This is a genomic window from Corynebacterium nasorum (genome assembly GCF_022347325.1).
Taxonomy (GTDB): Bacteria; Actinomycetota; Actinomycetes; order Mycobacteriales; family Mycobacteriaceae; genus Corynebacterium; species Corynebacterium kefirresidentii.
In genome coordinates this window covers 1-25,271 of the sequence record NZ_JAKRDU010000020.1, presented here as the reverse complement: position 1 = coordinate 25,271, position 25,271 = coordinate 1, and the positions used below count along the sequence as shown (strand labels likewise).

General features: G+C 58.7%; 22 protein-coding genes and 1 pseudogene. 8 read left to right on the top strand and 15 right to left on the bottom strand.

Features of this window, described 5'->3' with window-relative positions:
- Positions 1 to 2,147, bottom strand: a 2,147-nt coding sequence (locus MHK05_RS11090; RefSeq protein ID WP_239206792.1) for a (Fe-S)-binding protein, incomplete at its 3' end; no start/stop codon positions are given.
- Between the two features lie 250 nt (positions 2,148 to 2,397).
- On the opposite strand from MHK05_RS11090, the gene MHK05_RS11085 reads away from it, so the two are divergent.
- The 3 genes from MHK05_RS11085 to MHK05_RS11075 are packed head-to-tail and all read left to right on the top strand — an operon-like array spanning position 2,398 to position 4,020.
- On the top strand, positions 2,398 to 2,976 hold the full coding sequence (locus tag MHK05_RS11085; protein WP_239206790.1) for a DUF6230 family protein: 579 nt from the start codon (positions 2,398 to 2,400) through the stop codon (positions 2,974 to 2,976).
- A complete protein-coding gene (locus MHK05_RS11080) occupies positions 2,966 to 3,430 on the top strand; it encodes a DUF6114 domain-containing protein (protein WP_239206788.1) in 465 nt (154 codons plus the stop codon). The genes MHK05_RS11085 and MHK05_RS11080 overlap by 11 nt, the downstream gene beginning before the upstream one ends.
- Positions 3,427 to 4,020: a hypothetical protein gene (locus tag MHK05_RS11075; protein ID WP_239206786.1), complete on the top strand. Its 594-nt coding sequence runs from the start codon at positions 3,427 to 3,429 to the stop codon at positions 4,018 to 4,020. Before MHK05_RS11080 ends, MHK05_RS11075 begins: the two co-directional genes overlap by 4 nt.
- 36 nt (positions 4,021 to 4,056) lie before the next feature.
- On the opposite strand, the gene MHK05_RS11070 is transcribed toward MHK05_RS11075, so the two are convergent.
- The 3 genes from MHK05_RS11070 to MHK05_RS11060 form a co-directional block, all read right to left on the bottom strand.
- Positions 4,057 to 5,994 carry an ABC transporter ATP-binding protein gene (locus MHK05_RS11070; RefSeq protein WP_275436678.1) on the bottom strand — a complete coding sequence of 646 codons (1,938 nt, stop codon included), beginning with the start codon at positions 5,992 to 5,994 and terminating at the stop codon, positions 4,057 to 4,059.
- Complete coding sequence (locus tag MHK05_RS11065; protein WP_239206794.1) at positions 5,994 to 7,736, bottom strand: ABC transporter ATP-binding protein; 1,743 nt, start codon at positions 7,734 to 7,736, stop codon at positions 5,994 to 5,996. The genes MHK05_RS11070 and MHK05_RS11065 overlap by 1 nt, the downstream gene beginning before the upstream one ends.
- A gap of 85 nt (positions 7,737 to 7,821) precedes the next feature.
- Positions 7,822 to 8,241 (bottom strand): methylenetetrahydrofolate--tRNA-(uracil-5-)-methyltransferase, encoded by a 420-nt coding sequence (locus tag MHK05_RS11060; RefSeq protein WP_239206784.1) that lies wholly within the window; start codon positions 8,239 to 8,241, stop codon positions 7,822 to 7,824.
- Between the two features lie 173 nt (positions 8,242 to 8,414).
- On the opposite strand from MHK05_RS11060, the gene MHK05_RS11055 reads away from it, so the two are divergent.
- The 3 genes and pseudogenes from MHK05_RS11055 (at position 8,415) to cysN (ending at position 11,381) form a co-directional block, all read left to right on the top strand.
- Positions 8,415 to 9,200 carry a phosphoadenylyl-sulfate reductase gene (locus MHK05_RS11055; RefSeq protein ID WP_239206782.1) on the top strand — a complete coding sequence of 262 codons (786 nt, stop codon included), beginning with the start codon at positions 8,415 to 8,417 and terminating at the stop codon, positions 9,198 to 9,200.
- Positions 9,200 to 10,099, top strand: a complete 900-nt coding sequence (gene cysD / locus MHK05_RS11050; RefSeq protein WP_239206780.1) for a sulfate adenylyltransferase subunit CysD — start codon at positions 9,200 to 9,202, stop codon at positions 10,097 to 10,099. Before MHK05_RS11055 ends, cysD begins: the two co-directional genes overlap by 1 nt.
- Positions 10,099 to 11,381, top strand: a pseudogene (cysN, locus tag MHK05_RS11045) (sulfate adenylyltransferase subunit CysN). Before cysD ends, cysN begins: the two are co-directional and overlap by 1 nt.
- On the opposite strand, the gene MHK05_RS11040 reads toward cysN, so the two are convergent.
- The 6 genes from MHK05_RS11040 to MHK05_RS11015 all read right to left on the bottom strand — a co-directional run bounded on the left by MHK05_RS11040 (position 11,378) and on the right by MHK05_RS11015 (position 15,051).
- On the bottom strand, positions 11,378 to 11,587 hold the full coding sequence (locus tag MHK05_RS11040) for a hypothetical protein (protein ID WP_239206778.1): 210 nt from the start codon (positions 11,585 to 11,587) through the stop codon (positions 11,378 to 11,380). The pseudogene cysN and the gene MHK05_RS11040 overlap by 4 nt on opposite strands.
- Positions 11,588 to 11,727: 140 nt before the next feature.
- Complete coding sequence (locus MHK05_RS11035; protein WP_239206776.1) at positions 11,728 to 12,426, bottom strand: LppP/LprE family lipoprotein; 699 nt, start codon at positions 12,424 to 12,426, stop codon at positions 11,728 to 11,730.
- Between the two features lie 104 nt (positions 12,427 to 12,530).
- A complete protein-coding gene (locus MHK05_RS11030; protein ID WP_239206774.1) occupies positions 12,531 to 13,202 on the bottom strand; it encodes an LppP/LprE family lipoprotein in 672 nt (223 codons plus the stop codon).
- Positions 13,195 to 13,497: a hypothetical protein gene (locus MHK05_RS11025; RefSeq protein ID WP_239206772.1), complete on the bottom strand. Its 303-nt coding sequence runs from the start codon at positions 13,495 to 13,497 to the stop codon at positions 13,195 to 13,197. Before MHK05_RS11025 ends, MHK05_RS11030 begins: the two co-directional genes overlap by 8 nt.
- Before the next feature lie 87 nt (positions 13,498 to 13,584).
- Positions 13,585 to 13,962, bottom strand: coding sequence for a hypothetical protein (locus MHK05_RS11020; RefSeq protein WP_239206770.1), 378 nt, complete (start codon positions 13,960 to 13,962; stop codon positions 13,585 to 13,587).
- A 75-nt stretch (positions 13,963 to 14,037) separates the two neighbouring features.
- Entirely contained in the window at positions 14,038 to 15,051 is a 1,014-nt protein-coding gene (locus tag MHK05_RS11015) for a hypothetical protein (RefSeq protein ID WP_239206768.1), read from the bottom strand.
- 337 nt (positions 15,052 to 15,388) lie between these two features.
- Between MHK05_RS11015 and MHK05_RS11010 the strand changes: the two genes are divergently transcribed.
- Positions 15,389 to 16,417 carry a hypothetical protein gene (locus tag MHK05_RS11010; protein ID WP_239206766.1) on the top strand — a complete coding sequence of 343 codons (1,029 nt, stop codon included), beginning with the start codon at positions 15,389 to 15,391 and terminating at the stop codon, positions 16,415 to 16,417.
- A gap of 23 nt (positions 16,418 to 16,440) precedes the next feature.
- Entirely contained in the window at positions 16,441 to 17,031 is a 591-nt protein-coding gene (locus MHK05_RS11005; RefSeq protein ID WP_239206764.1) for a nucleosidase, read from the top strand.
- Between the two features lie 46 nt (positions 17,032 to 17,077).
- Here the strand turns inward: MHK05_RS11005 and MHK05_RS11000 are convergent, their stop codons facing one another.
- The 5 genes from MHK05_RS11000 to MHK05_RS10980 form a co-directional block, all read right to left on the bottom strand.
- Positions 17,078 to 18,451 (bottom strand): AI-2E family transporter, encoded by a 1,374-nt coding sequence (locus MHK05_RS11000; RefSeq protein ID WP_239206762.1) that lies wholly within the window; start codon positions 18,449 to 18,451, stop codon positions 17,078 to 17,080.
- Between the two features lie 107 nt (positions 18,452 to 18,558).
- Complete coding sequence (locus tag MHK05_RS10995) at positions 18,559 to 22,002, bottom strand: bifunctional proline dehydrogenase/L-glutamate gamma-semialdehyde dehydrogenase (RefSeq protein ID WP_239206760.1); 3,444 nt, start codon at positions 22,000 to 22,002, stop codon at positions 18,559 to 18,561.
- A 586-nt stretch (positions 22,003 to 22,588) separates the two neighbouring features.
- Positions 22,589 to 23,287: a response regulator transcription factor gene (locus MHK05_RS10990; RefSeq protein WP_239206758.1), complete on the bottom strand. Its 699-nt coding sequence runs from the start codon at positions 23,285 to 23,287 to the stop codon at positions 22,589 to 22,591.
- Positions 23,288 to 23,514: 227 nt separating this feature from the next.
- Positions 23,515 to 24,693 (bottom strand): sensor histidine kinase, encoded by a 1,179-nt coding sequence (locus tag MHK05_RS10985; RefSeq protein ID WP_239206756.1) that lies wholly within the window; start codon positions 24,691 to 24,693, stop codon positions 23,515 to 23,517.
- A gap of 197 nt (positions 24,694 to 24,890) precedes the next feature.
- Positions 24,891 to 25,067, bottom strand: a complete 177-nt coding sequence (locus MHK05_RS10980; RefSeq protein ID WP_239206754.1) for a hypothetical protein — start codon at positions 25,065 to 25,067, stop codon at positions 24,891 to 24,893.
- Between the last annotated feature and the right edge of the window lie 204 nt (positions 25,068 to 25,271).

The window sequence follows — 25,271 nt, the reverse complement described above, 5'->3', positions numbered from 1 at the left end:
GCGCTGGGAGCATCGGAAGTGGGGGCGTCGGCAAGCGGGGCAGGCTCGGTGGACTCCGCAGCCTTATGGTGGCGCACCGGGGTGGCAAGGAAGGCCTTGGGGTGGGGCTCAGGCAGGGTGCCGGCCTCATCGAGGGAAATGGAATTGCGCAGCATAACTGCCACGTCATTGACCTTGGCGGCGGGGGTGGAATCCTGCGCCAAGGACTTCACGCCGCCGGTCATCATGACATTACAGAAGGGGCAACCGGTGGCAATTTCTTCCGCGCCGGTCTCCAAAGCCTGCTCAGTGCGGAAGTCATTGATGCGGGTGCCGAGCTTTTCCTCCATGAACATGCGGGCACCGCCGGCGCCACAGCAGAAGGCTTCGTCGCGGTTCTTGTCCATCTCGCGCAGTTCCACGCCGGTGGCCTCGAGTAGCTCGCGTGGGGGATCGAAGACCTTATTGTGGCGGCCGAGGAAGCAAGGGTCGTGGTAGGTAATCGGCTTGCGGTTCTCCGGCGTGCGCGGCACTGGTTTGAGCAGGCCTTCGCGTACCAGGCGGTTGAGCAGCTGAGTGTGGTGGAAGACGTCGAAATGCCCGTCAAAGTCCGGGTACTCGTTGCGGATGGTATTAAAGCAGTGTGGGCAAGTGGTGATGATCTTGCGCTGGCCCTCCGGTACACCGTCAAAGGCATTGTTGAGGGTTTCTACGTTTTGCTGCGCCATCATCTGGAAGAGGAACTCGTTGCCAGCGCGGCGGGCGGGATCGCCCGTACAGGTCTCGCCTGTGGAGAGCACACCAAACTTCACACCTGCGGTGTGCAGCAGGTCTACAACCGCACGGGTGGTGCGGCGGCCGTCATCATCATAAGCACCGGCGCAGCCCACCCAGAGCAGGTATTCCATATCGGAGAAATCGGCCTCGTCCTCACCGATGATGGGCACGTCGATGCCATCGGCGCGGGCCTCATCGATCCAGGCGCGGCGCTCAGAATTATTCCGGCCCCACGGGTTGCCCTTGTTTTCCATGTTTTTGAATAGGCCGGTGAGCTCGGAGGGGAAGTCCGATTCCGCGAGTACCTTAAAGCGGCGCAGGTCCGCGATGTGGTCGATGTGCTCAATATCGGTAGGGCACTGATCCACGCACGCACCACAGTTGGTACAAGACCACAGCACATCATCATCGATAACGCCGGCCATGGACAGTACATCCACGCCCTCGTGCGGGTTGTAGTTATCCAGTGCGCCCTGGCGCAGGTCCATCATGAGCTTTTTGGGGCTCAGGGGCTTCTCGGTATTCCAGGCAGGGCAAAGCTCCTGGCAGCGGCCGCACTCGGTACACGAGGTGGAATCCAGCAGCATCTTCCAGCTGCCTGGTGTGATGTCCTCTTCCAAATCCGGGGTGGGCAGGGACTGCAGTGCCTTCTCACCGGTGGCATTGCGCTGGAAGAAGATATTGAAAAAGCTGGTGAAGCGGTGCCACATGACTCCCCACTGGAAATTGCGGGAGATAAAGACGATAAACAGCATGCCGGACAGCAGCTTGAACAGGGCGAAGAAGCTCACCAGGGCCGGTGACTCGGGGAAGAGCTTGGCCAAGTGGATGCTCAAGAAATCCGCCCAGGCGGAACCGCCGCCGTAGGTGGCGATCTTGGTGGACTTCACCAAGAGCATGCCGAGGCCCTCAGAAAAGACAATGAACTCTACCCAGCGTGCGGAGGCGGTCTGAGAATTGAAGAAGCGGCTGCCACGCTCGGTATCGCCGAGCTTGAGGCGCACACCAATGAGGAAGCCAATGCCGAGCACCGTCGCGATACCCAAGACTTCTTCCACAAAGTGGTAGACCGGCCAGTGGCTGAGCCACGGCCAGCCCTTATTCGGTGCGAAGGTTTGGATATAGGCTTCGAACCACACCAGGATGCCGAAAAGGAATCCCACCATCACCAGCCAGTGGGCGGCATTGACCAGAGGCTTGCCCTTGAAGTGGGAATGGCCAAAGACCTCCGCAATCACGCGCCATAGGCGTTTGCCCGGGTTATCGGTGCGCTTGAGCTGGGTAGGCCCGCCCGAGCGGATGAACTTGAAGAGGGCCCATACGCGGGTGAAAAAGTACAACCACACCGGAATCGATGCGGCTATAGCGATCCAACCGAACACGGTGGTCATGCGTGCTCCTTTAAAACTGATGCTCCACGTTTCTCTCTACCTTAAAGCCTAGGGGTGGAAATCAGAGAGTCTGCATTCAGTGCGGTATTTCGGCAGGGTGGGCGGTACACTATCAATTTGAGAAACTCGGCCGTCACATTCTTTTAAACGTGCTGTACATGGCGGCTGAGTATCGCCAGCGCGGGTGGCCGCAGCGTGGCCCAACCTGGCAAGAAGAGGACCTAGATCGCCGCAGAAAGGGCAAATCGCCATGGGCAAAACGAATATCACCAAGGCCGCGGTGGCCTTGACCGTAGGCCTTGCTGCCTTTGGTGTCACCGGATTTGCTGTGGCGCAGGGCGGTTTGACCGCAAACCTGGCCCTTTCCGGTAGCTTTTTCAAAATCACCATGGGGCATTTGGACGGAGAAGGCTTTTCGCTTTTTGTTGATGATGATCAAAAGGCCGAAGAACACCTTCCCGTAGCACGCATCAAGCTGGACCATGCCAAGGTCTCTGACCTGTGCCTTTCCGTGACGGTTCCCAAGGTACCCGGTGTTGGTGGAGAAGCTACCCTGGCTCTGAAGGCTGAGGGTGAGGGCAGCGTGGAGTCCGATAGCCTGCTGGTCGGTGCGACCGACGTGGATGGTTCCTTGGTGATGCAGGATGTCAACGTGGGCATCGATGCGAATCAGCTCAGTGATACCGCAGATCCCGGCGCCTGGGGCCTGTATTCCAAGCAGGTCTCCCTCAAGGCGGATGATGTGAAGGCTACCTCCGTGGGCGCGCAGCGCCTTTCTGCCAAGAATGTGGGAGTGACGGTGAGGAGGGGATCCGATAATGGCTGCTGAGTCCGCCACGGAAGAAACACAGACCCTCCCGACAGTCGAGGCATCGGGCGCGGAATCCAAGCCTAGTGCTTGGCAGCGCTTTCGCCGTTGGCGTACCGAGCGGCCGTTTATTCCCGGATTATTGCTCATCCTATCCGGCATCATCATTGCCGCGCCGGCCTATATCATCATCCATATTTCTGACCTTTTGGTCATGATCTCCACTATTTCTGGCGTATCTACGCTGCTTATTGGCGTGTTGCTGGCTATGTTCGGCCTTGGCGCGTGGTTCCAGCCGGCAACCTCGAATTATGTCGGGGTGCTAGGCATCATCGTGGCCATTATCGCCTTGCCGACGTCCAACTTGGGTGGCTTCATCATCGGCTCCCTGCTTGGCATTATCGGCGGAGCTTTTACCTTTGCCTGGCAGCCAGGGGAGAAGGAGCGCCGCGCCAAGGAAGCAGCTGAACAATGACCAGGGCGATGCCGCGGCCGGCACGCAGCTTCCTATCCGTGCTGACCTGTGTTTTGGTGCTCGCTGGTGTGAGTGGTTCCGAGCGGGGCAATGCGCAAAACGCCCCGGCGGTTCCATACTTCAGTACCGTCTTCGCGGATAAGGTGACGCTGACGAAAAATGTCACCGTTTCTTTGGGTACTTTCCCTACTGCCAGTGGCGATGTGCGGGTATTGGAGCTAAAGGGCGAGAACCTCGACATCGATAATCTGGGGATTACGCTGCCCGGGCGCTATGGCGATGGCATGCTAACCACAGGTGGGGATACTACCGAGGTGCGCGGGGGACCGGTGACCATCATGGCTACCGGGCTCAAAGCCACCCCGGCGGTGGGGGATGTTTCTGCGCCTTCCGCAGAAATCGATTTGAGCCGCGACGATATCAAGGCCGTGCTGGATAAGCTCGGTGTCCCCGAGCCGCACCCCGTCCCCGATGCACAGGTGCCAGACGTTGTCATGGACCATATCGAGCTACGCGATGTCACCCTTGAGCTGGTGAACCTTACCGGCGCTCATTTCACTGCGCCGACGGTGACTGTGGGGCTGGGATAGCTCTTCGCCGGGGACGGAAAAGAATGTTCAGGTGGCCTATCCCTGCGCGAACTGGGACTGATGTAGGCGCCAATATGTGCCCTGGGCGGCAAGGAGATCATCGTGCGAGCCCTGTTCGACGATGGTGCCGTTTTCCATAACGAGGATGAGGTCAGCATCGCGAATGGTGGACAAGCGGTGGGCAATGACAAAGGAAGTGCGATCCGCGCGCAGCGCGTTCATCGCTTCTTGGACGAGTACTTCGGTGCGGGTATCGACTGAAGAGGTGGCTTCATCGAGGATGAGCAGCGCGGGCTGGGCCAGGAAAGCGCGGGCGATGGTGATGAGCTGGCGCTCGCCAGCCGAGATAGCACCACCGTCTTGGTCGATGATGGTGTCATAACCATCGGGCAGGGCGTGCACGAAGCGGTCCACATAAGTTGCCTTTGCAGCGGCGATGACCTCTTCGTCCGTTGCGTCCAAGCGGCCGTAGCGAATGTTGTCCATGATCGACCCTTTGAAAAGCACGGCGTCCTGGAGCACCATGCCCACCTGGGAGCGCAGCGTCTGGCGGGGCATGCGGGCGATATCGTGCCCGTCAATGAGAATCTGACCGCCGTCTAATTCATAAAAGCGCATCAGCAGGTTGACCAAGGTTGTTTTGCCGGCTCCGGTGGGGCCGACAATGGCCGCGGTCTGGCCGGGCGCCACGCGCAGGTTGAGGCCGGTGATGAGTTCTTTATCCTCCGAGTAGGAGAAATCAACGTCTTGGAACTCAACGAGTCCGCGGGCGCGGCCGGGGAGGTCCTCGTCGGTGGTGTCAGGGGCTTGTTCTTCGGCGTCGAGAAGCTCAAAGACGCGTTCGGCCGAGGCCACGCCGGATTGGACCTGCTGCATCATGCCACCAAGCTGGCCCAGCGGCTGGTTGAACTCGCGAGAATACTGGATGAAAGCAGTGGCTGCGCCCAAAGTCATGTGGCCATTAGCCACGCGCAGGCCACCCAAGACCGCGATGGCAACGTAGGACAGATAGGACAGGAACTGCATGATTGGCATCATGCTGCCGGAGAGGAATTGTGCTTTTGCCGCGGAGCGGTAAAGCTCTTCGTTGCGCTTATCAAATTCCTCCGTCATTGCTTCTGTGCGGCCGAAGACGATGGCAAGGTCATGGCCGGAGAAGGATTCCTCTACCTGGCCATTGAGCTGTCCGGTAGAGCGCCATTGCGTTTTGAATTGGCGCTGTGAGCGGCCGCCGATGACCCCGATGACTAGTGCGGTAAGCGGCAGAGCTAGGAGAGCAACCAGTGCGAGCTGCCAGGAAACACTAAACATCATGATGGTGATGCCAATGACCAAAAGCGCGTTATAAAACAGCTGCGAGAGTGCTTGCTGCAGGGCCTGCTGTACGTTGTCGATGTCATTAGTGGTGCGCGAGAGGATATCGCCGCGTTGCTGGGAATCAAAGTAGTCCAGCGGCAGCGCGTTCACCTTCGCTTCAACGCGCTCACGCAGGTCAAATACGGTATCCATGCTCACTTTGTTGAGAATGGCCCCCTGCAACCATTGGAAGCCGGAAGAGACGATATACATTGCGATAACGGCAATGATGAGCGTACCCAAGCGGTGAAAGTCAATGCCTTCGCCCGGGATGAAATCCATGGCGGAGGCCATGTCTGCGAAGCGGTCCTGTCCTTGCGCACGCATGCCATCGATAGCTTGTTGGGCGGTTATATCGGCGGGAAGGTTACGGGAGATAACTCCGGCGAAGATGACATCCATGGCCTTGCCCATGACCTTGGGTGCCACAACTGCCAAAAAGATACAGACAATATTCATCGCTGCTACGGCCCACAGGCGACGCTTGTATGGGGCAAGCAAGGAAAAGAGGCGCTTGATGGAGGGCCAAAAATTCTTGGCTTGGCGCGGAGCAGATTCGCCCATGGGGCCGGTGGAGTGCTCCGTGGACTCGGCGGTGGAGGCGGTATTTTCAGCCATTAGTTTTCGCCTCCTGCGGCAGCGGCGGTTTCTTGGGAATCAACAATTTCTTGGTAAACGGCGCAACGCCCAAGGAGCTCCTCGTGCGTGCCGCGGTCAACAATGCGGCCGGCATCCAGTACCAGGATCTGGTCGGCATCGCGAATGGATGCCACACGCTGGGCGACGATAATGCTGGTCACTGGTTGCTCACGTTGTGCGAAGGAAGTCTGCATTGCGGCGCGCACCTTGGCATCGGTAGCCACGTCCAGCGCGGAAAAGGAATCATCAAAAAGATAGACCAGCGGGCGGGCGACCAACATGCGCGCGATGGAAAGGCGTTGGCGCTGGCCGCCGGAGACATTGGTGCCACCTTGAGCGATAGGCATCTCTAGATCCTCCACGAAATCCGCCTGGGCTACGCGCAGCGCCTCCCAGAGCTCCTCATCGGTGGCTTCGGGGCGGCCGAGGCGCAGGTTCGAGGCCACCGTCCCACTAAACAGGTAGGCCTTTTGCGGGACTAGGGACACGCGCTGGACGATGTCCTGGCGAGCCAGAGAGGTGGTAGGGGTGGCGTCGATAAGCACCTGGCCTTCCGTGGGAACATACAGGCGCGGGATCAGGGAAATGAGGGTGGTCTTGCCCGAGCCGGTCGAACCGATGATGGCCGTAGTGGTGCCGGGCTGGGCGGTAAAGGAAATATCCTCTAGCACCGGTGCCTCTGCGCCGCTATAGGAAAAGCTGACATTGCGGAATTCCACCGTGCCGGCGGAAGTCTCCGGCGTTGTGGTGGACTTCGGTGGGGTAATGGACGGCTCGTGGTTGAGAACTTCAGTGATGCGGCGGGCGCAAATGATGGCGCGCGGAAGCATCATAGCCATGAATGTTCCCATCATTACCGCAGCGAGAATTTGGAGCAGATATTGCAAGAATGCGGTGAGGGATCCGACATTGACCAATCCCTCGTCTACGCGATTGCCACCAAACCACAGCACCGCGCCCGTGGCCACGTTGAGGATCACCGTAATGAGCGGAAACATCACCACGAAAAGGCGGCCGATGTTCAACGACATCTGGGTAATTTCCTTATTAGCCTGGGTAAATCGCTCGGTTTCATAGGCCTCACGCACGAAGGCGCGCACCACGCGAATGCCGGTAATTTGCTCGCGCAGGGTGCCATTGATGGCATCCAGCTTGTCCTGCATGATGCGAAAGAGTGGCATGAGACGGGCAATGATGACGGAAATCGTGCCGAGCAATACTGCCACGGACACCCACACCAGCCAGGACAGCCCGGCGTCTTCGCGCATGGCCATGATGATGCCGCCGATGGACATAATCGGCGCGGTTACCATGAAGTTGAGCATCATCATATAGACCATTTGCACCTGCTGGACGTCATTGGTGCCACGGGTGATAAGCGTAGGCGTGCCAAAGCGGCTCATGTCCTCAGTAGATAGGGAATTAACGTGGCGAAAAACTTGGCTGCGCACGTCTCGGCCTACGCCCATGGCGGTGCGGCTGCCGCACCATACGGCGCCAATGGCGGTGATGACTTGGGCAAAAGCAACGGCAAGCATGATCCCACCGGTGTGCCAAATGAAATCCACATCGCCTTGGGCCACGCCTTCATCAATGATCTTGGCATTGAGCGATGGGAGGTAGAGTGTGGCGGCCGTGGAGAGGGCCTGAAGCACGAGCACTGCTATGAAATACGGCGTATACGGTGCCGACCGTGTAATGAGAATGCGAACCAGATCCATGGACTCGCGCCCCTTTCCTTGTCGTGGCTGGGTAGCCATGCAAGTTTATATCTAGGGTGAGCGGGGCGCTAGTCTGAGTCTTCCTTTAAATCCCCACATGCGCCAGCTGGGCGCGGGTGATGACACTGTTCCAATCCTCGAAGTCTTCGAGGGGAGCGCACAAACCTTCCCAAGTGGTGACGGCCACGCCGCGGGCCTTGAGCTCGAGAATGAGCAGATCGCGGTCGCCGGCGGCAGAAAGGCGGTGGATTTCGTTATGGGTGATATCGCCGTCGGGCCCTACGCGCACGTTGCCGATGAGACGGAGCCGGGGAGTGGTGCCGGGGCCGCAGTGGGATCCTGAGACGGCGTCGGCAAGCACGCCTGCGAGGCCGGCAAAGCGTCGAAGTAGACCGAATGGTGCGGTACGTTGAGTAATGAGGTCCACACACATGCCAGCGCTGATAAGCTTTTCGGCGGTGGATAGGGCGGACGGCCCCTCCCCGATGATGGCTATACGCTGCATGGAAGTGCCTCCTTGGGTGGGGCGTGGACACCCCGCAATAGACTGTCTTGTCTGTAAATCTAGTCCGCTTGGTACGGATTGGAAACTTTTTATTCGCAGCTCCCGCCAAGCTCAGCGGCTTTTCGCGCATAATCTCCTGCACCGCCTTGGGGTTTTGCCTAATGTGTGACGGCATGAACCCAACAACGAACCTGCTGGACGGTGGCAAGAACTACCGTGACCCCAGCATCTCCCCGGAAGGCACGCGGGATACCGCGCCGCTGGACGCCGAGGTAGCCGCGCGCAACCAGCAATTGGTAGACCAGTGGGCGGATAAGCTGCACGATGCCTCTGCCGAAACCATCACCGAATGGGCCGCCGAGCACGCTCCCGGCCGCCTTGCGGTGACCATGTCCATGGAAAATACGGTCTTGGCCGAGCTCGCCCACCGCGCCGGGCTCGATGCGGATCTGCTGTTCATCGATACCGGCTGGCACTTCCCGGAAACCCTCCAGGTGGCCGATGAGGTAGAAAAGCGCTACCCGGACCTGCCCCTAGTGCGGGTGCTGCCGCTATTGAGCCCAGAAGAACAAGACGAGGTCTACGGCCCGCGCCTGTATGCCCGCGATACCGCGGCCTATAACCGCATGCGCAAGGTCGAGCCGCTCAATATGGCGATGGACCCGTATGTCGGTTGGGTCACCGGCCTGCGCCGCGCCGACTCTGAGCACCGCGCTAGCGCCCCGGCGCTGAGCTTGGATCGCACCGGGCGGTTGAAGATCTCGCCCATCATCACCTGGGATCTAGACGATACAGACCGCTATATCGAGGACAACGACCTCATCATCCACCCACTGACCCTGCAGGGATACCGCTCCATCGGCTGCGCCCCGCTGACCTTCCCAGTTGGCGAAGGCGAAGATGCCCGATCCGGACGCGTATTTGCAGACGGCAAGACAGAATGCGGGTTACACGAATAATGAGCACACTTTCCCCACACCTCAAAGACCTTGAAAACGAGTCCATCCACATCCTGCGCGAGGTGGCCGGCCAATTCGACAAGGTAGGCATCCTCTTTTCGGGCGGCAAGGATTCCGTCGTTGTCTTCGAGCTAGCCCGCCGCGCCTTCGCTCCGGCCACGGTTCCGTTCGAGCTCCTCCACGTCGATACCGGGCATAACTTCCCCGAGGTTATTGATTTCCGCGACCGCCTAGTAGAAGAATCCGGCGCCCGCCTGCACGTCGCCCGCGTCCAAGAGTGGATTGACCGCGGCGATTTGCAGGAGCGCCCCGATGGCACCCGCAACCCGCTGCAGTCGGTGCCGCTAGTAGAGACCATCGCCGAGCGCGAGTATGACGCCGTATGCGGCGGCGCCCGCCGCGATGAGGAGCGCGCCCGCGCCAAGGAGCGCATCTTTTCCATCCGCGATTCCTTCGGCGGCTGGGATCCCCGCCGCCAGCGCCCTGAACTCTGGGATCTATACAACGGCGGCAAGATGGCCGGCGAAAACGTCCGTGTATTCCCTATTTCCAACTGGACCGAGTCCGATATTTGGGAATACATCGGCGCCCGCGAACTGGAGCTGCCCTCCATTTACTACTCGCATGAGCGCGAGGTATTCAAGCGCAATGGTATGTGGCTAGCCCCTGGTGAATGGGGCGGCCCGGCCGAGGGGGAGGAGCTAGAAACCCGCACCGTGCGCTACCGCACCGTGGGCGATATGTCCTGCACCGGCGCCGTGGAATCTACCGCATCGACGCCGGATGAGGTGCTCGCGGAGATTTCCATTTCTACCCTCTCCGAGCGCGGCGCCACCCGCGCCGATGACAAACTCTCCGAGTCCGCTATGGAGGACCGCAAGAGGGAAGGCTACTTCTGATGACGACTACCCTCGCGCCAAACGTCGGCGCCCTCAAGCAGCGCGATACCCTGCGCCTGTGCACCGCCGGCTCCGTTGATGACGGCAAGTCCACCTTCGTCGGCCGCCTGCTCTATGACACCAAGTCCGTGCTTGCAGACCAGGTGGAGTCCATGGAGCGCACCTCCACCGACCGCGGCTTCGACGGCATGGACCTCTCTTTGCTTGTCGACGGCCTGCGTGCCGAGCGCGAGCAGGGCATTACCATCGACGTGGCTTATCGCTACTTCGCCACGGATAAGCGCACCTTCATCCTCGCCGATACCCCGGGCACGTGCAGTACACCCGCAATACGGTCACCGGCATGTCTACCTCGCAGGTAGTGGTGCTTCTTATCGACGCCCGCCATGGCGTCGTCGAACAAACCCGCCGCCACCTCAACGTCGCCGCCCTCCTTGGTGTGCGCCACGTGGTCCTCGCGGTGAACAAGATTGACCTCGTGGACTACGACGAGCAGGTCTTTCGCGATATTGAGTCCGAGTTCAACCAGATCGCCGCGCGCTTAGACATCACCGATACCACCGTGGTGCCGATTTCCGCGCTCAAGGGCGATAACGTGGTCGAGCGTTCCTCTAATATGCCCTGGTATACCGGACCGACTGTCCTCGAGGTGCTCGAGACCGTCCCCGTGGCCACTGGCCGCGCCGATGAGCTGGATTTCCGTTTCCCCATCCAGTACGTCATCCGCGAGCACGCTTCCGATTACCGCGGCTACGCCGGCCGCGTGAAGGCAGGCTCCATCTCCGTGGGCGATGAGGTCCACCTGCCCGAGGGCCGCACCAGCACCATCACCCAGATCGACACCGCCGACGGCCCCGCCGACTCCGCCGCCACCGGCGACTCCGTGACGTTCCTGCTTGCCGACGACATCGACCTCGCCCGCGGCGATCTCATCGCTGGGTCCCAACGCCCCGCGGCCAGCCGCGAGTTCGACGCCACAGTGGTGGGCCTGACCGAAAAGGACATCAAGCCCGGCCAGATGCTCAAGCTGCGCTACGGTTCCTCCCTGGTCAAAGCCCGCATCGCCGCCATCACCCGCACCCTGGACCTCGATGGCGTCTCCGATGTGGAGGACCCCGAGGCCATCGCCATGAACGACATCGCCCACATCACCATCCAGACCCAAGCCGAGCTACCCGTCGAGGACTACGCCGCCCGCGGCGCGGTGGGCAATTTCCTGCTCATCGACCAATCTTCCGGCGACACCCTCGCCGCCGGCTTCGTAGGCCACCGCCTGCGTTAGTCGTCCTGTGCGCCGCTGCTGCTTCTCTCACCGCGCATCATTATGATGCCCGTGACTCCGAGCAGTAGCGGCGTGGAGATACCGAACACCGTAGGCCCTACTACGGTTAAGTTCACGAACAGCAGGACAACCGCCGCCACCAGCGCGAAGACTCCAAATTTCTGTTGAAACGTCATCTCCTTCTTTCCTACCTCTCCTTCCGCCACAAAACGGCCACGCTAACTACCGCCAGCATTCCGCGAAAGCCCATAACGTGTCCACTCAATGGGCTCGCACACCCGTGGAGGCTTCGCATCAACATAACGCTGGCCGCTCTTGGACTTAAACAAGCACGCTTCGCCTCGGCCTAGTACGGTGGTACGTCCCCAGACATAATTACCTTTTGCGCGCCTTCATCCCAGCGGAAACCGGCTTGGCTCTTCCCTGATGCTGCAGCGTTGCTCTCACCATCTTTTGGCCAGCGGTAGGTAACTGCAATTTCGGAATCATCTACTCGGCTAATTCGAGGAGAAAAGCCATATGCCTTAGCAGTTGCCGTTCCCAGATATTCACCATTGTGGAAAAGCAGGATGTGATACGGCGAGGAAACAGTTGCCCCTTCAAGCGTTACAGTAATCCATGAAAGAGCTGCACATGGATCGTATTGAGAGGAAAAAGGACCCCACGGGGCATCAAGTCCCGGATAAGGCTCTACCTGCGGTATAGCCTTTTCATAGGCGGTCTCGGCAGTATCTGAGCCGCACTCAGAAGACCCGTCGTTGCCCTTACCTCGACGCGGCGTGCTCTCTTCCTGCTCCTCCTCTGGAGGAACTTCCGTGACGGTAGTGGTCTTTCGGGAGGGCTTTTCTTCGGTCTTTTCGTTAGCAGAAGAAGTAGCTCCATCCGCTTCTGAAGTGGCTTCCCTCGCGGCAGAGAAGGTTGGTGAATCCCCTGAATCTCCGGAACCGCTTCCACAAGCTGCTAAAGAAAGGCAGAGGACGCCGACGCTAGCTAATGTTGCGGCGGAGCGCGAATGACGTATGAAGCGGGGGCGGGTATTCAGCATGATCTGGCTTCCTTCCACGGAGCTAATCGTAGGGAGCTGTGTTACTCCCGAGAGTAGCAACAGCTCCCATCAAGAAACGCCGAAATGCCGTTGTGAGCTTCCTTCTATCCCGTGGGCGGGACATCTCCAGACATAATCACTTTTTGCGCACCTTCATCCCAGCGGAAGCCCGCTTGGGTAGTCCCCGAGCGGTTGGCACTTCCTTCGCCCTCACGCGGCCAGTGGTAGGTCACCGCGATTTCGGAATCACTCACCCGCTCAATGGTGGGGGCGAAGCCATAGGGCTTAGCCGTTGCTGTGCCCAAGTATTCGCCGTGGTTAAACAGCATGATATGGAAAGGTGAGGAACTGCTTCCTCCTTCAATCATCAGAGTCTCCCACGATAGGGAAGCGCAGGAGTCGTAGCCGGAGGAGTCGAAAAGCTCCCAGCCAATGGTGCCCCACAGGGGCACCTGCGATACGCCCTGAGAAAAGGCGGACTGTGCATCACCAGAACCGCAAGACGTGTTGGACTCTGGTGCGGCTTCCGGTTTGGAAGCGGGTTCTTCGTCGTCTAAGAGGACATTAGGTGGCACCGGGCGAGTGGAGTTTTCTTCCTTCGCAGCAGGGGGAGAGGATGTTTCTTCCTGCTGGGCATCTGTGTCTTCTTTTGTTGTTGACGTCGTCGCAGTGGCCATCGAGGGCTCCTGTGGCGTGGAGTCTGGAGATTCTGCAGTACAAGCGGTGAGGACAAGGCCTGCAAGCAAGCTGCATACCGTTAGCGGACGCTTAGGCATCGTCCGCTGCCTTAAGGCCAATGGTCTTGCGAATAGACCAAATGAACTCGCCCAGTACGAGTAGGAGCGGAGTCGCGATAAGGGTCTTAATTATCGAGGCAGCGAAGTCAGCGGTTCTCGCTTCGAGATTTGAAGAATCAAAAAGCAGGCTCATCGCGGTGGCGTCGCCAGCAGTGTTGGCTAAGGAAAGGCCGCGAATACCGGCTATCAGCCACATCAGCAGCAAGATTCCCCAAATTACGCACCACATGATGGACTGGCAGCGTTGGCGGGCGGGGGCGACCGGGAAGGCCATATTGCTGAAGTCGACGGTGAATTGCTTTTTGGAGCTACTGAAACCGGTGTTGTTGGAGGAAGCCTGCTGGCTAGCGGTGTGGGCAGGCTATCCCTGTTGTGGTTGCCGTGTATGTGCGGCGGTGTATCCGGGTGCAGGAGTGTAGGTGCCGGTTGCTTTTGGGGATGGTGCTTCGTGCTTGGCTGCAGGGCTAGTGGAATCAGTAGCACTTGCAGGAGGTAGAGCAGCGATATTGCGAATGCGCGCGATATCTACTTCTGGGCCGGTGGGGTTGGCGATTTCCTCGTCGTACTTCGTCCGGCGGTTTTTAACAGAGAAGATCTCTCGAGCGGTGGTGAGCTCGTCGTGAGCTGCCGCATTTTCTGGGCTTAGTTGTGCCAGCTTGGCGTCGATATCAGCTACCAGCTGAGAAGAGTCTGCGGTGGGGTCGAGGGAGAGAGAATCGTAGAGGTTGTAGTGAGCCACGAGGGAATCCTTTCAGGTGTAAATCGGAGGTGACAGATGTGGGAAGGAGAGTGATAGGGAAGGAATATTGGGGGACTAGCAAGGGTCGGAGAAGTCCCCATCATCGTTTAGGGAACGAGCGTTGCCGCCATATTGTGCTTTGAGGGAACAGACTTTGTCCACGCTGTAGCCCGCGTCGTAGTAGATGGCGTAGACGGATTTTCCGTCCACCGTATTGCGAAGGGAGCTGCAGGCCCCGCCATAAAGAATCTTGGAGCCGGGGTACTTATCTTGAATTCGAGAGGTCTCAGTATAAGGCTCTGGGCCGCTGATGAGCGCGGATTCGACAATGAGGATATAGCGACCATCGCACTTGCCGTTCCACTTACCGGCCCAAGCAAACTCGTCTGCTGCTGGTTCCTCGTCGTCTTCTTCAGCTTCTGTTGAAGTGTCGCCTTCATCGGTGCAGAGCGTGACCTTGTCAAGGAGGGGAAGCGGTGCTCCTGCGTCTTTAAGCTTGTCTTGGTCATAGCATCCGATATCGGAAGGCCATGCTCTTCCATCCGTATCGTATTTGTGCCAAGCATTGTCGGTCCAATAGTACAAGGAGAAATTTGCAGTTCCGTCCTGACCGACAAAAAGCCATGAGTCATCGCAGTACTGCTTAATTGGTCTTGTCCACGAGCTGAGCTTCTCATCTGCGAAGTCATTGCATTTTTCGTATTTGGTGGGAGCATTCGCCGAAGCGGCATTGTTAGCCTTGCCCTCTGTCTTCTTTTCCGCATCTTCATCGGAATCGGTCGAAGAAGACTTTTCAGAGGTTGCTGAATCTGAAGGTGAAGACGTTGTGGCCATTGTCGCGGCCCCTTGGTCGTCTCCGGAATCTTGTTTATTTAGCAAGGCCCATGCACCAGCGCCTACAAGCGCGAGTACGGCGAGAACCGCAACCACGATTATGGTTAGTCGCTTGCCTTTGCCGGTGGATTTTGCCTCTGGCTCCTGTGTAGGGGAGGCGGGGGAGGAGGGTGTACCCCAAGTTTGAGTGTTGTCCGAGGAACCAGGGTTTGAGGAGGAAGGTTCCGGTCGGCCCCAAGCATTGTTATCAGTCAAGGGCTGGACTCCTATGTGCGTTGGGTGAAATAGGAAAGCGAAAGAGAATGGAAAGCTAAGAATCAATCCGCGTCATACTATAGGCACAGGAGTTGCATAAATTCTTCTAAAAGGTGTCCTGAAGGGGTAAGTTTAGTCAGTTCGGATGGTAGTAAATGTAACCCGAATGGATTAAGCTAGACATAAATGGATGAATCTAAATGACCTATAAAAGTCACCGAGGCGAGTTTGGGATATGGAAAAATGCCTACACAACCTTGCTAGGAAACATTCAGGCTATACACAGAACGGTTGGGTCCATCCTGCACGGTGGACAATGTCCGGCTTAAGCCCAAGCATGACCAAACATTATTTCCCCAATGAGGGGGAGAAAGGAGCCCTCGTGGGGCTGGACCGCAATCTCAACGCCGCGGAATTGCACGCAACTCGCAACCGGGTGAGTGTGTCCCCGGATCTCATCCGTCGCTTGGGTGGTGCCCTAGGCTATGACGCTATCGAGGCCTTCGGCTCCGAAGCACAGTCGGAATTGAACCAGGTCTTTGATTTGGGAGACATCATCGATCTGATGCTGCTTAGCCAACTGCCGGATATGGAGGTCGCGCCGGGAGTGGAGCAGAAGGTGGAGGGGGACGTCGCCAAGCAGCTGCTGCGGCGCATCAGTGCTGGTGATTACTTGACGCGCCAACAGGTGCATGACCGCCTGCCACGGGCGACGGTGATGCTCTACCGCATGGGGCATCCGCGGCTGTGGGCTTTTGCCGCGCGCCAGCGCCTGCCCCAGGACGCGCACAAGGCAATTCCGGGGTCCTTTCACCGCGATATCACCGGGCCGTATACGACGCCGGAAGAGGCATGGCTGGGCATGTACGTGGCAGATGCTACGCGCCTGGGTGAGCTAAATACGCAGGTAGAAGATGCGGGGCTAGACGAGGACAGACAACAGCGCCTGCGGCTGGGTATGGGCCTGGCTGATACCTACCGGCAAGTTTGGAGCTCCGCGCGCGGTCATTGGCGCGTCAGCCCCCAGACGCGCTATATCGTGCCTTCGCGCTTTGGCTATTGCCCCTTTGTTTTCCGTGTGGCCGAGGGTGGGTGGCGCCGCGATTCCTTCGATGGGAGCCACGATCGCTTTATGGCCACTGAAGGCTATTGGATTGATGTGGAGCGCGAGCGGCTCATTCACCTTGGCGCGCCTGATCCGCACGACGCCTGGCTACCCACGGCACAGGTGGCCGCCGAAGCCCCCACGAAGGCCGACCTGGCGGTCGCGCGCGTGCTCAGCGGGAAAATTATCGCACTCGGTGCTGGCCAGAAGAATATTACGATTCGCCTGCGCCAGAAGAACCGCACGTTGAACTTCGATTAGGGAGGGCAGGTATTCTCGCAGGCATGGAGAATCTCAACGGACGTACCCTTTTCGTCGCCGCTGTCGATGCGGAGGCCGCGCACATTCCGAAGGGCGAGCCCCTGCTCATTACTGGAATCGGCACGGTTCCAGCGGCCATTGCCTTAACGGAGGCTCTTGCCGACGCCCGCGCTAACGGCGCCCTTCCCGAGCGCGTGGTCAATATCGGCACGGCCGGCGCGCTTGTCGACGGCATGGCTGGTGTCTTCGAAGTAGGCAAGGTCACCAAACACGACTTCAAGCTCGAGGTGCTCACCGATATTAATCGCTACCTGCTGCCAGAGGTCATAGAGCTGGAGACCTCCGGCCGCTTGCCGGTTCGTGGGCTGGCCACGGGCGATATGTTTGTCTCCGATACCGCCCTGCGCACTGAGCTGGCCAAAAAATCCCAGCTCTGCGACATGGAAGGCTATTCCATTGCCGCAGTATGCCAGCGCTTCGACGTGCCCTGCACCCTGCTCAAGCAGGTATCTGATTCCGCGAATGAGGAGTCCAAGGGCACGTGGGCCAACGTCCTTGACCGTGGCGCGCGCCAGCTCGCCTCGGCGGCCACGGACCTAGGCTTTCTGCGCTAAAAACTAAAAGCGCGCCGGGGAGGGCCGGCGCGCTTGTGGCTGAGTCTTAGCTCAACGGACTCATGGACTGGTAGAGCTGCTCTACCTTATCGCGTGGAGTCTCGTCGTGTTCGTAGGTGACGTCGCTGAGGTCTTCAGGATCATCCTTGGAGCCGGTGATGATGTCTATATCTGAAGGATCGACTTCCCCGGAGCGCAGTGCAGCCGTTTCGGCGTGGTAGCGCACGACAACCGCGATGGTTGCGGCCACGGGGACGGCGAGGAAGGCACCGACGATGCCTGCCAGGGTAGAGCCGACGGTGACGGAGAGTAGGACAACGGCCGCGTGCAGTCCCATGGCCTTGGATTGCAGCAGTGGTTGTAGGAGATTTCCCTCAACCTGCTGGACGATGATGATAAGGGCCAAGGCCAATAGTGCATTGGTCAGGCCATTGGATACCAAGGCGATAATAACTGCCAAAGCACCGGCGGTGACAGCACCGATGATAGGTATGAAGCTGGCGAAGAAAGTCACCACCGCGATGACGAGTGCTAGCGGAACTTGCAGAGCCCATAGGCCAAGGCCGATGAGAACTGCGTCCACCATGGCCACCGCGGCCTGCGCCTGGATAAAGCCGGACAGGGTCTTCCAGATGCGCGCGCCGAGCTCGGTAACGTGCCAGCCGGTGGAGTTGCCGGTGTATTTGCGCAGCCAAGGCAGGAACTTGTCGCCGTCTTTGATGATGAAGAAGGTGACAAATAGCATAATCAGTGCGGCCACAACGATGGAGCTGGCCATGGAAAAGCCGGAGATAACGCCGGTGGCGATGGTGGAGGCTTGGCCCTTGGCAAACTTGACCACGTCTTGGAGTACGGATTGCAGCTGGTCACTTTGGATATCGATGGGGGATTTTTCCACCATGTCCGTCAGCTGGTTAATGCCATCTTCGGCTTGGTTAATGAGCGTCTGGCTCTGGCTGGTGACAACCGGGGCCATGGCGGCAAAGACGCCGCAGAAGATGATGATGAGGCCGAGCAAAGTGCTCACCGCCGCGAGCGAGCGCGGGAATCCCTTGCCGCGCAGCCAGGCGCTGACTGGATAAAGCACCGTGGAGACAAGGATGGCGAGCAGGACAGGGAGCAGGCCTACCCAAATGAACTTGAGCAAATAGCCCGCCAGGGCCAGGCCGGCGACGATGAGTATAAAGACCACCGAGACCTTGGCCATGGTGCGGAAGTCCTTGGCCAGGATGGCAGACTTATCATCGCACTCGGCGGGGTGCTCGCTGGCGGCTTCTGCACCGAGATGCGCATCATCATAAGCGACTAGGGTATGCGAATCTTCCTCGCCTGGCTTCTGAATCTGCGTTGCGGTGCCTTTTTCCTGCGCAGACGGGCGCTGGGCCTCGTCGCGGGAAGATGAATTATGTGACGTAGACATTGCCTACCACTATGCCACATAAAACGCGCAGCGCATATATGAAAAAGGAGGTAGCGGCCCACGGGTGGGACGCTACCTCCAGGGAGTGCCTTTAATGCGGCGGGAGATTACTCCTCGCGCAGGTTACCCACGTTGCGGATGATGCCGAAGCGGTGCATGGTTACCGAGACTGCCTGCTCAAGGAGGTAAGGAATGAGCTCACGACGGCCGTCGGCAAGCACCGGCTGGTCCAGCACCACGGAGTTGGAGCGCACTGCGGCCTCGTAGATGGAATCCGGCACGGTGCCCAAGGCGCGCACGCGGGAGGAGGGGTCATTGGCCACGTCGGTGGCAAAAGCCTCGTCGGTAATGGCCTTGACATCGAAACCGAGGTCCTGCAGCTGGGTGGCAACCTCCGGGGTGGCGGAGATTTCCGTTGCGGTACCGGTGATGGCGGCGGCCAGCACCTGGCGAGCAACCTCGCGCAGCGCATAGCCCTCGCCCACACGCACGCGCAGTTTGGTCAGCAGCGGACGGTAGCGGAAGATATTGGCCTCAGAGACCAACCCGGTGCGGTCGTGATTGCGGCCGAACTCTTCCTGCCAAGCCAGCTGGTCCAGCTCTGCGGCGCGCCACAGCCAGGTGATGTCGTCCTCGGTGAGCTTGCCCGAGAGGTTATCGCGCAGGCGGTGCAGCGCGGCGAGGCTAGCTGGAGCGATATCCACGTTGCGCGGCTTGAGCTCGCCATCGGCCCACTCACCCATTTGTGCCACGTAGTTCGGGCCGCCGGCCTTAGCACCCGGGCCCATGACGGACTTCTTCCAACCGCCGAAGGACTGGCGCTGCACAATCGCACCGGTAATGCCGCGGTTGACGTAGGCGTTGCCCACCTCAACGTTGTCGATCCAGTACTCAATCTCGGCGTCGTCAAGCGAGTGGATGCCACCGGTCAAGCCGTAGCCGGTGTTGTTTTGCCAGGCAATAGCCTCTTCCAAAGTATCGGCATACATGATGCCGAGGATGGGGCCGAAGCACTCGTTCTTGTGGTACCAGGAGCCCGGCTGCACATTATCGCGAATGCCTGGGGACCACAGGGTGCCTTCCTGGTTGAGCTTTTCCGGCTTGAGTAGCCACTTCTCACCCGGTTCGAGCTGGGTGAGGCCGCGCAGGAGCTTCTCGCTCGGTTCCTCGGCCAAGCCGTTCATGGTCGTGGTGATATCAAAGCCCGGGCCCGGCTTCAGGGTCTTAACGGCATCCAATAGCTGGGTGCGCAGACGCTCGGACTTGCCGGCCGCGCCGACGAAGATAACCAGGGAGGCCGCCGAGCACTTCTGTCCGGAGTGGCCGAAAGCGGAGTTATAGAGGTCATCGATGGCCAAGTCGGGGTCTGCCGCTGGGGTGATGATGAGCGCGTTCTTGCCGGAAGTCTCTGCCATGATGTTCATCTTGGGCTTCCAGGAACGGAAGAGCGCACCGGTATCGGACGCACCGGTGAGGATGACATTGTCTACATCATCGTGGGAGAGCAGCGCCTTGCCGGCCTCGGCTTCATCAGTAAGCACCAGCTGCACCAGATCCGGATCGAGGCCCTGCGCCTCGAGGGCGGTGCGGAAGGCTTCCACCACGAGCTTGCCACAGTGAACCACCTGCGGGGCTGGCTTGACGATGACCGCCGAGCCGGCCGCCAAGGATGCCGCAATGCCGCCGGTGGGAATGGCGATGGGGAAGTTCCATGGCGGAGTTACCACGGTGACGGTGTGCGGGGTGAACTGGGAGTAAGACTCCTCCAGCAGGCGCGCGGACTGGCCGTAGTAGGTGCAGAAATCAATCGCCTCAGAGACCTCAGGGTCGGTCTGAGTAACGGTCTTATTAGCCTCATATGCGGCCACGGAGATGAACTTGCCGCGCTGGGAAGCAATCTCGTCCGCGACTGCCTCGAGGGCCGCGGCGCGCTCGGCGGCAGGACGCTTACCCCACTCGGTGCCGAGCTCCTTGGCACGGGCGATGTGGCTTTCTACCGCGGCTGGGTCGGTGACCTCCGCGATGCCGTGCTCACCTGGGTTGCGCTTGAGCGCTTCCTGCGCCCACTGGCGGTTCGGGGCGAGAGCCGGGTCAGTATCAGCCTCGTTGGTAAAGCGGCCGGTGCGTGGTGCCTGGCGGCCATCCTCCTCGAGGCGGTTCTGGGTGCGGCGGGCGCCAGCGAAGGTGTCCCAGCGCTTGGCGACGGCCCGACGGAACGTCTCTTCCTGGTCCGCAAGCGGCTCCTCGCCTGGGGCGAAGAGAGCGTAGAGGAAGTTCTGCGGCGCAGAGTTCTCCTCTAGTCGGCGCACCAGGTAGGACACGGCGACGTCGAAGTCGTCTGCATGTACCACCGGGGTATAGAGGATCTGGCGGCCGTCAAAGACCTTGCGCACCGCTGCCTGCTGCGCTGGGGACATGCCCTGCAGCATCTCCGAATCCATCATGTGTAGTACGCCGCGCTTCTTGCCCAGCTCATAGGCCATAGCTGCGGTGTAGAGGTTGTGGGTTGCTACACCGATGCGGACGCTATCGGCGTACTCTTCGCGCAGGATGAAATCCAGTAGGCGGTAGTAGTTGGCGTCTACGTCGAGCTTGTTGGTGTAGGTAGCCAGCGGCCAATCGTGGACCTCGCCCTGCACGGTTTCCATGGATAGGTTCGCGCCCTTTACAATGCGCACCTTGACCTTGCCGCCGCCCTTGGCCACGCGCTCCTTGGCAAAGTCAGCGACATCCTTGAGCGCATCGAAGGTATCTGGCAGGTAAGCCTGCAGCACGATGCCGGCATCTAGGGTGAGGAACACCGGCTCGCTGAGCAGCTCCTTGAACAGGCGGATGGTCAGGTGGAGATCGTGGTACTCCTCCATGTCCATGTTGATAAAGACCTTGTCGGTGCGGTCGGCCGCAGCCTGATACAGCGGGCGCAGGCGCTCCTTGAGGCGCTCTACCGAGCCATCGATATCCCAGTGATTGAGCTGGGCCACCATGGAGGAAGCCTTGACCGAAACGTAGGTTACGCGTGGGTTCTGGATGAGCTTGAGGGTGCGCTGCGCGCGGGACTTAGCCTCTTCCTCACCGAGCACGGCCTCACCCAGCAGGTTGAGGTTGAGCTGTTCGCCGGATTCCGCGGCCTTGTCCAGAATCTTGTTGAGTGCATCAGACTCGGCGTCCAGAACGAGGTGGCCAACCATCTTGCGCATGTACAGGCGGGCCACCGGCATGACCAGGTTGGGCAGGATTGGGCCGAAGAAGCCACCGGCACCAACGAGCGCACCATTGATGCTGCCCAGGAACGACGGGTCATAGTGGGAGGAAATATCCTTCAGCGCGTGTGCGGCAACCTTGTCATCTTCTGGGCGCATGACGCGGTCGACGAAGTCCATGGTGAACTTCACGCCGTCGTCATCGCGCAGCAGGTCCGCGAGCTGTTCGGTGGCCTTATCTTCTTCGTCCGCAGTGGACTTCAACCAGTCGTGGGCGCGGCTAATCGCTGCGGGCAGGACTGCTTCCACATCATCAGAGATGGGCAAGCGGGTATTTGCAGGAGAAGTCATATGGGTTCTACCTCTTTTTCAAACGGGTCACATCCTAGACACAACTTTTCACTCGGGAGTGAAGGTAGATGTATCTGCGCCGGTCTGGAATTGCTGGGCGATACGGCGTCTGGATGGTGAGCGGTGAGCTATGTGGTGCTGCAGGGTGCAGCTGGGTGAGGAGCGAACACGCGGGTGCGCGCGACGCAATGTGAGGGTCGCAGAGATTCGTGGTGAAATGCGATGTTCAGCGGGCCTTTATGCGGACGGGAGGCCTATCGCTGCTGCGACGAACGCGCGCCAGGTTGGTGTTCAACACTCACCTGCTTTCTATGACGTGACTATAGGGGCAGAGGAAGAAACGTGAGCGGTATAGCGCTCTGACGTGCGGCAACCCTGCAGGTTCAGGTTCTATTGTTGCCTAGGAAATACTATGAAGTTTGGTGTTGCCGTAATTATAGGGAAGCGACAAACGTGATGCTAGTCTCCTTTGGGAAATGACGGACGGGGGTAGAAAAACAAAAAATAAACCCCAGCATGTGGGGTTTAGAGGGGGTATTGACACATCCGGGGGTATTCCACCCCCGGATTGTCCAACAATCGGGGGCTAAGAACCGTAGCCGGCCTTGAGCGCCTTCACCGCCAGTTCGAGGCGGGACTTGGCATGGAATTCACTGAGCAGGGTAGATACATATTTCTTCACCGTGCCCGGTGCGTAGTGTGTGCTCTTGGCAATTTCTTCATTGGACTTGCCTTGGCAGACCAGGTCCAGAACCTGCTCTAAAGCAGGCGAGATATGGTGGTTGTCCTTAATTCTTGCGGTTGCGGCGGCCACATCAGCATCGCTTCCCTCAGTGTTCCAATCGGGAAGTTGCTCAAATAAGCGGGTGAGGGATTGCGGGGTGACAACCGTGCCGCCGCGTACAGCCTCGCGCACGGTATCCAAGATGTAGACCGGCTTGGAGCTTTTCAAAATATAGGCTGCAGCCTTATTGGACATGACCTCTTTGAGGGTCTCATCATTGTCCATCGCGGTCATCGCGACAAAGACCGGCGGGGCTTCCATCTTGTTGACCTCGCGCAAGAGGGTAGTGCCATCCATCTCGGGCATATGGATGTCCGCGACAATGACGTCAAAGTCTTGCTCTTGCAATATATCGAGGGCGACCTTGCCATTTTCTGCGGTGGCGCGCACCTCCATGTCCTCGGCCGAGGCGAAGTAACGCCCCAATGCTTCGAGGACAAGTGGGTCGTCATCGACGACCAAAAGGGAAGTTTTTACTTCGGGCACCACGGCGACGGGCAACCAAAGACCATATCGACCGGCGATTGATATTCAGTGGTGGGTGAAAGATCGCCCGGCGTTAGTCCTCCCAAAAGAGAAGAGGACAGCAAAAATGGAGCGAGAAAACTAGCAAGTGCGGCCTGCATATGCGGAATCCTTTAATAAAGTCTGCTTTAGTCAGAAACAAGCGATAGCTTAGTGTACGCCATCTAGGTTTGCTAGGCGACGTGTCGAAGCTAACCAGCCTTTTAGGTAGAGGGTGGAAGGAAAAGCGAAAGCTCCCATTGATTGTGCTCAAGCTTAGCATCGACACGAGCGTCAATTGTCGCCGCAATACGCGACATTGATGCCATGCCGATACCCGAAGACATGTCAGCGTTAGTGCTTGTGGGCTTAGATACTGGGTTAGTGATTGTTATGACGGTCCAACCGAGGTGAGGTCGCACCGAGATTACGATTTCAGCGCCTGCGGGTGAGTACTTCACGGCATTCAAGCAGGCTTCCGTGGTGATGGCAGCGATGGAGTCCAGTGTTTTCGGAGGAAAATGCGGGGCAAAATCCTCGGCGCTTACCTCCACAAGTGGCTTTCGATTGAGCCTTGAAAGGCGGGTTTCTTCCTGGGAAAGAAGCTGGGCAAAGCTATCAGGTTTGGTGGTGGAACCGAAGCTTATTCCGTCGGAAACGCCTTCGATATTGTTTCGGAGAACCTTAGTTAGTGCGCGCACTTCGGACATTGATGAGCGCATGGAATCGCTAAGCTCATCTAAGCGTTTAGCGAGTTTCGGGTCTTTGGAATATTCGAGGCTTAGGGCTTCTAGCTGCATCGTGTTAACAGTAAGGCTCGAGACCACGGAGTTATGGAGAGTTTCGGCGAGATCTGATTGTCGCCGTTGTACGTCGGCGTTCCACTCGATCATGGCTGTTTTGTATCGCTGCGCAGAGTGCGCGAAAGTCGCGCCAATTACTGCACCGACTCCAATAAACATTGCCCAAGCAAAAGCGGCAGCAGGATTAACGCTGATCTTTGCGGTGCCGGGATCGATAAGGCCGACCGCCCAAAAGACAGCACCGACTGCAAAGGTTTGCCAATTTTTGCCGTGATAAGCGATGACGGCAATGAAAATTGGGGTTAAAAAAATATAGCAGAGGTAAGGAGTGCCCACAGCGAATGTCGAGCTCATCCATACGGCAACAAAGACTACTGACATCGTGATTGGGCGGCGGAAAGCTAAGGTGGTAACGACAGTTAGAACCAAGCCAAAGATGGCAGCAGATAACTGGTGCTCGGTGGGAGTAAAGAAAGCGCCGAGTAACGTCAACGTCACACAAATCACTGCAGTTAACGCGGCGGTTCGCTGCAGAGTCATGGCCGCGCGGATGCGCTGGTAGATGGGTGGCTGTGAAGATTTCGGCACGATGCGGTCCACGCTTCCTGGTTGCTAAGGCTCAACGGGGTTTATCTCCCTAGTCTATGTACAGCGGTGCGGGTGCAGCGAACGTAGAGCAGCAATTGAAAACAGCGAAACCCCCGCACCTTCGTGCGCGGTTCCTTGTGGTGGGTTCCGTGCGGAGGTAGAAGGTGAGGGGGTTTAGCTGGTCTTCATGAAGGAGTGCAGAGTGCTAATTACTTAGCTTCTGCAGCAGCCTCTGCGTCATCCTTGGAGGACAGGCCCTCGAATACGGAGGACAGGCCCTCGGAGTCGGTGTTGGACTCGGAGGAAGCCTCGACGAGGCCCTTGATGCCCTTGACGAGTGCCTCGAAGTCGATGGCGGAGCTGAGGTCTACTAGGGAATCGAACATATACATTCCTTTCGGATAGGCGGAGTAAAACTACAATCTCTCTCTGGGGTAGCAGCTCTTAACTGCTGTGATTCCTAGTATGCGGCAGTGGGGGCGCGCCGCCAATCCTCTTTTGGATCCTTTCTGAGGTAACTTTTGGATCCTCTTAGAGATGTTTAAGGATCTCCGTTTGGGTATGAGGCTGTGTGGGGGAGGGGGTTAATG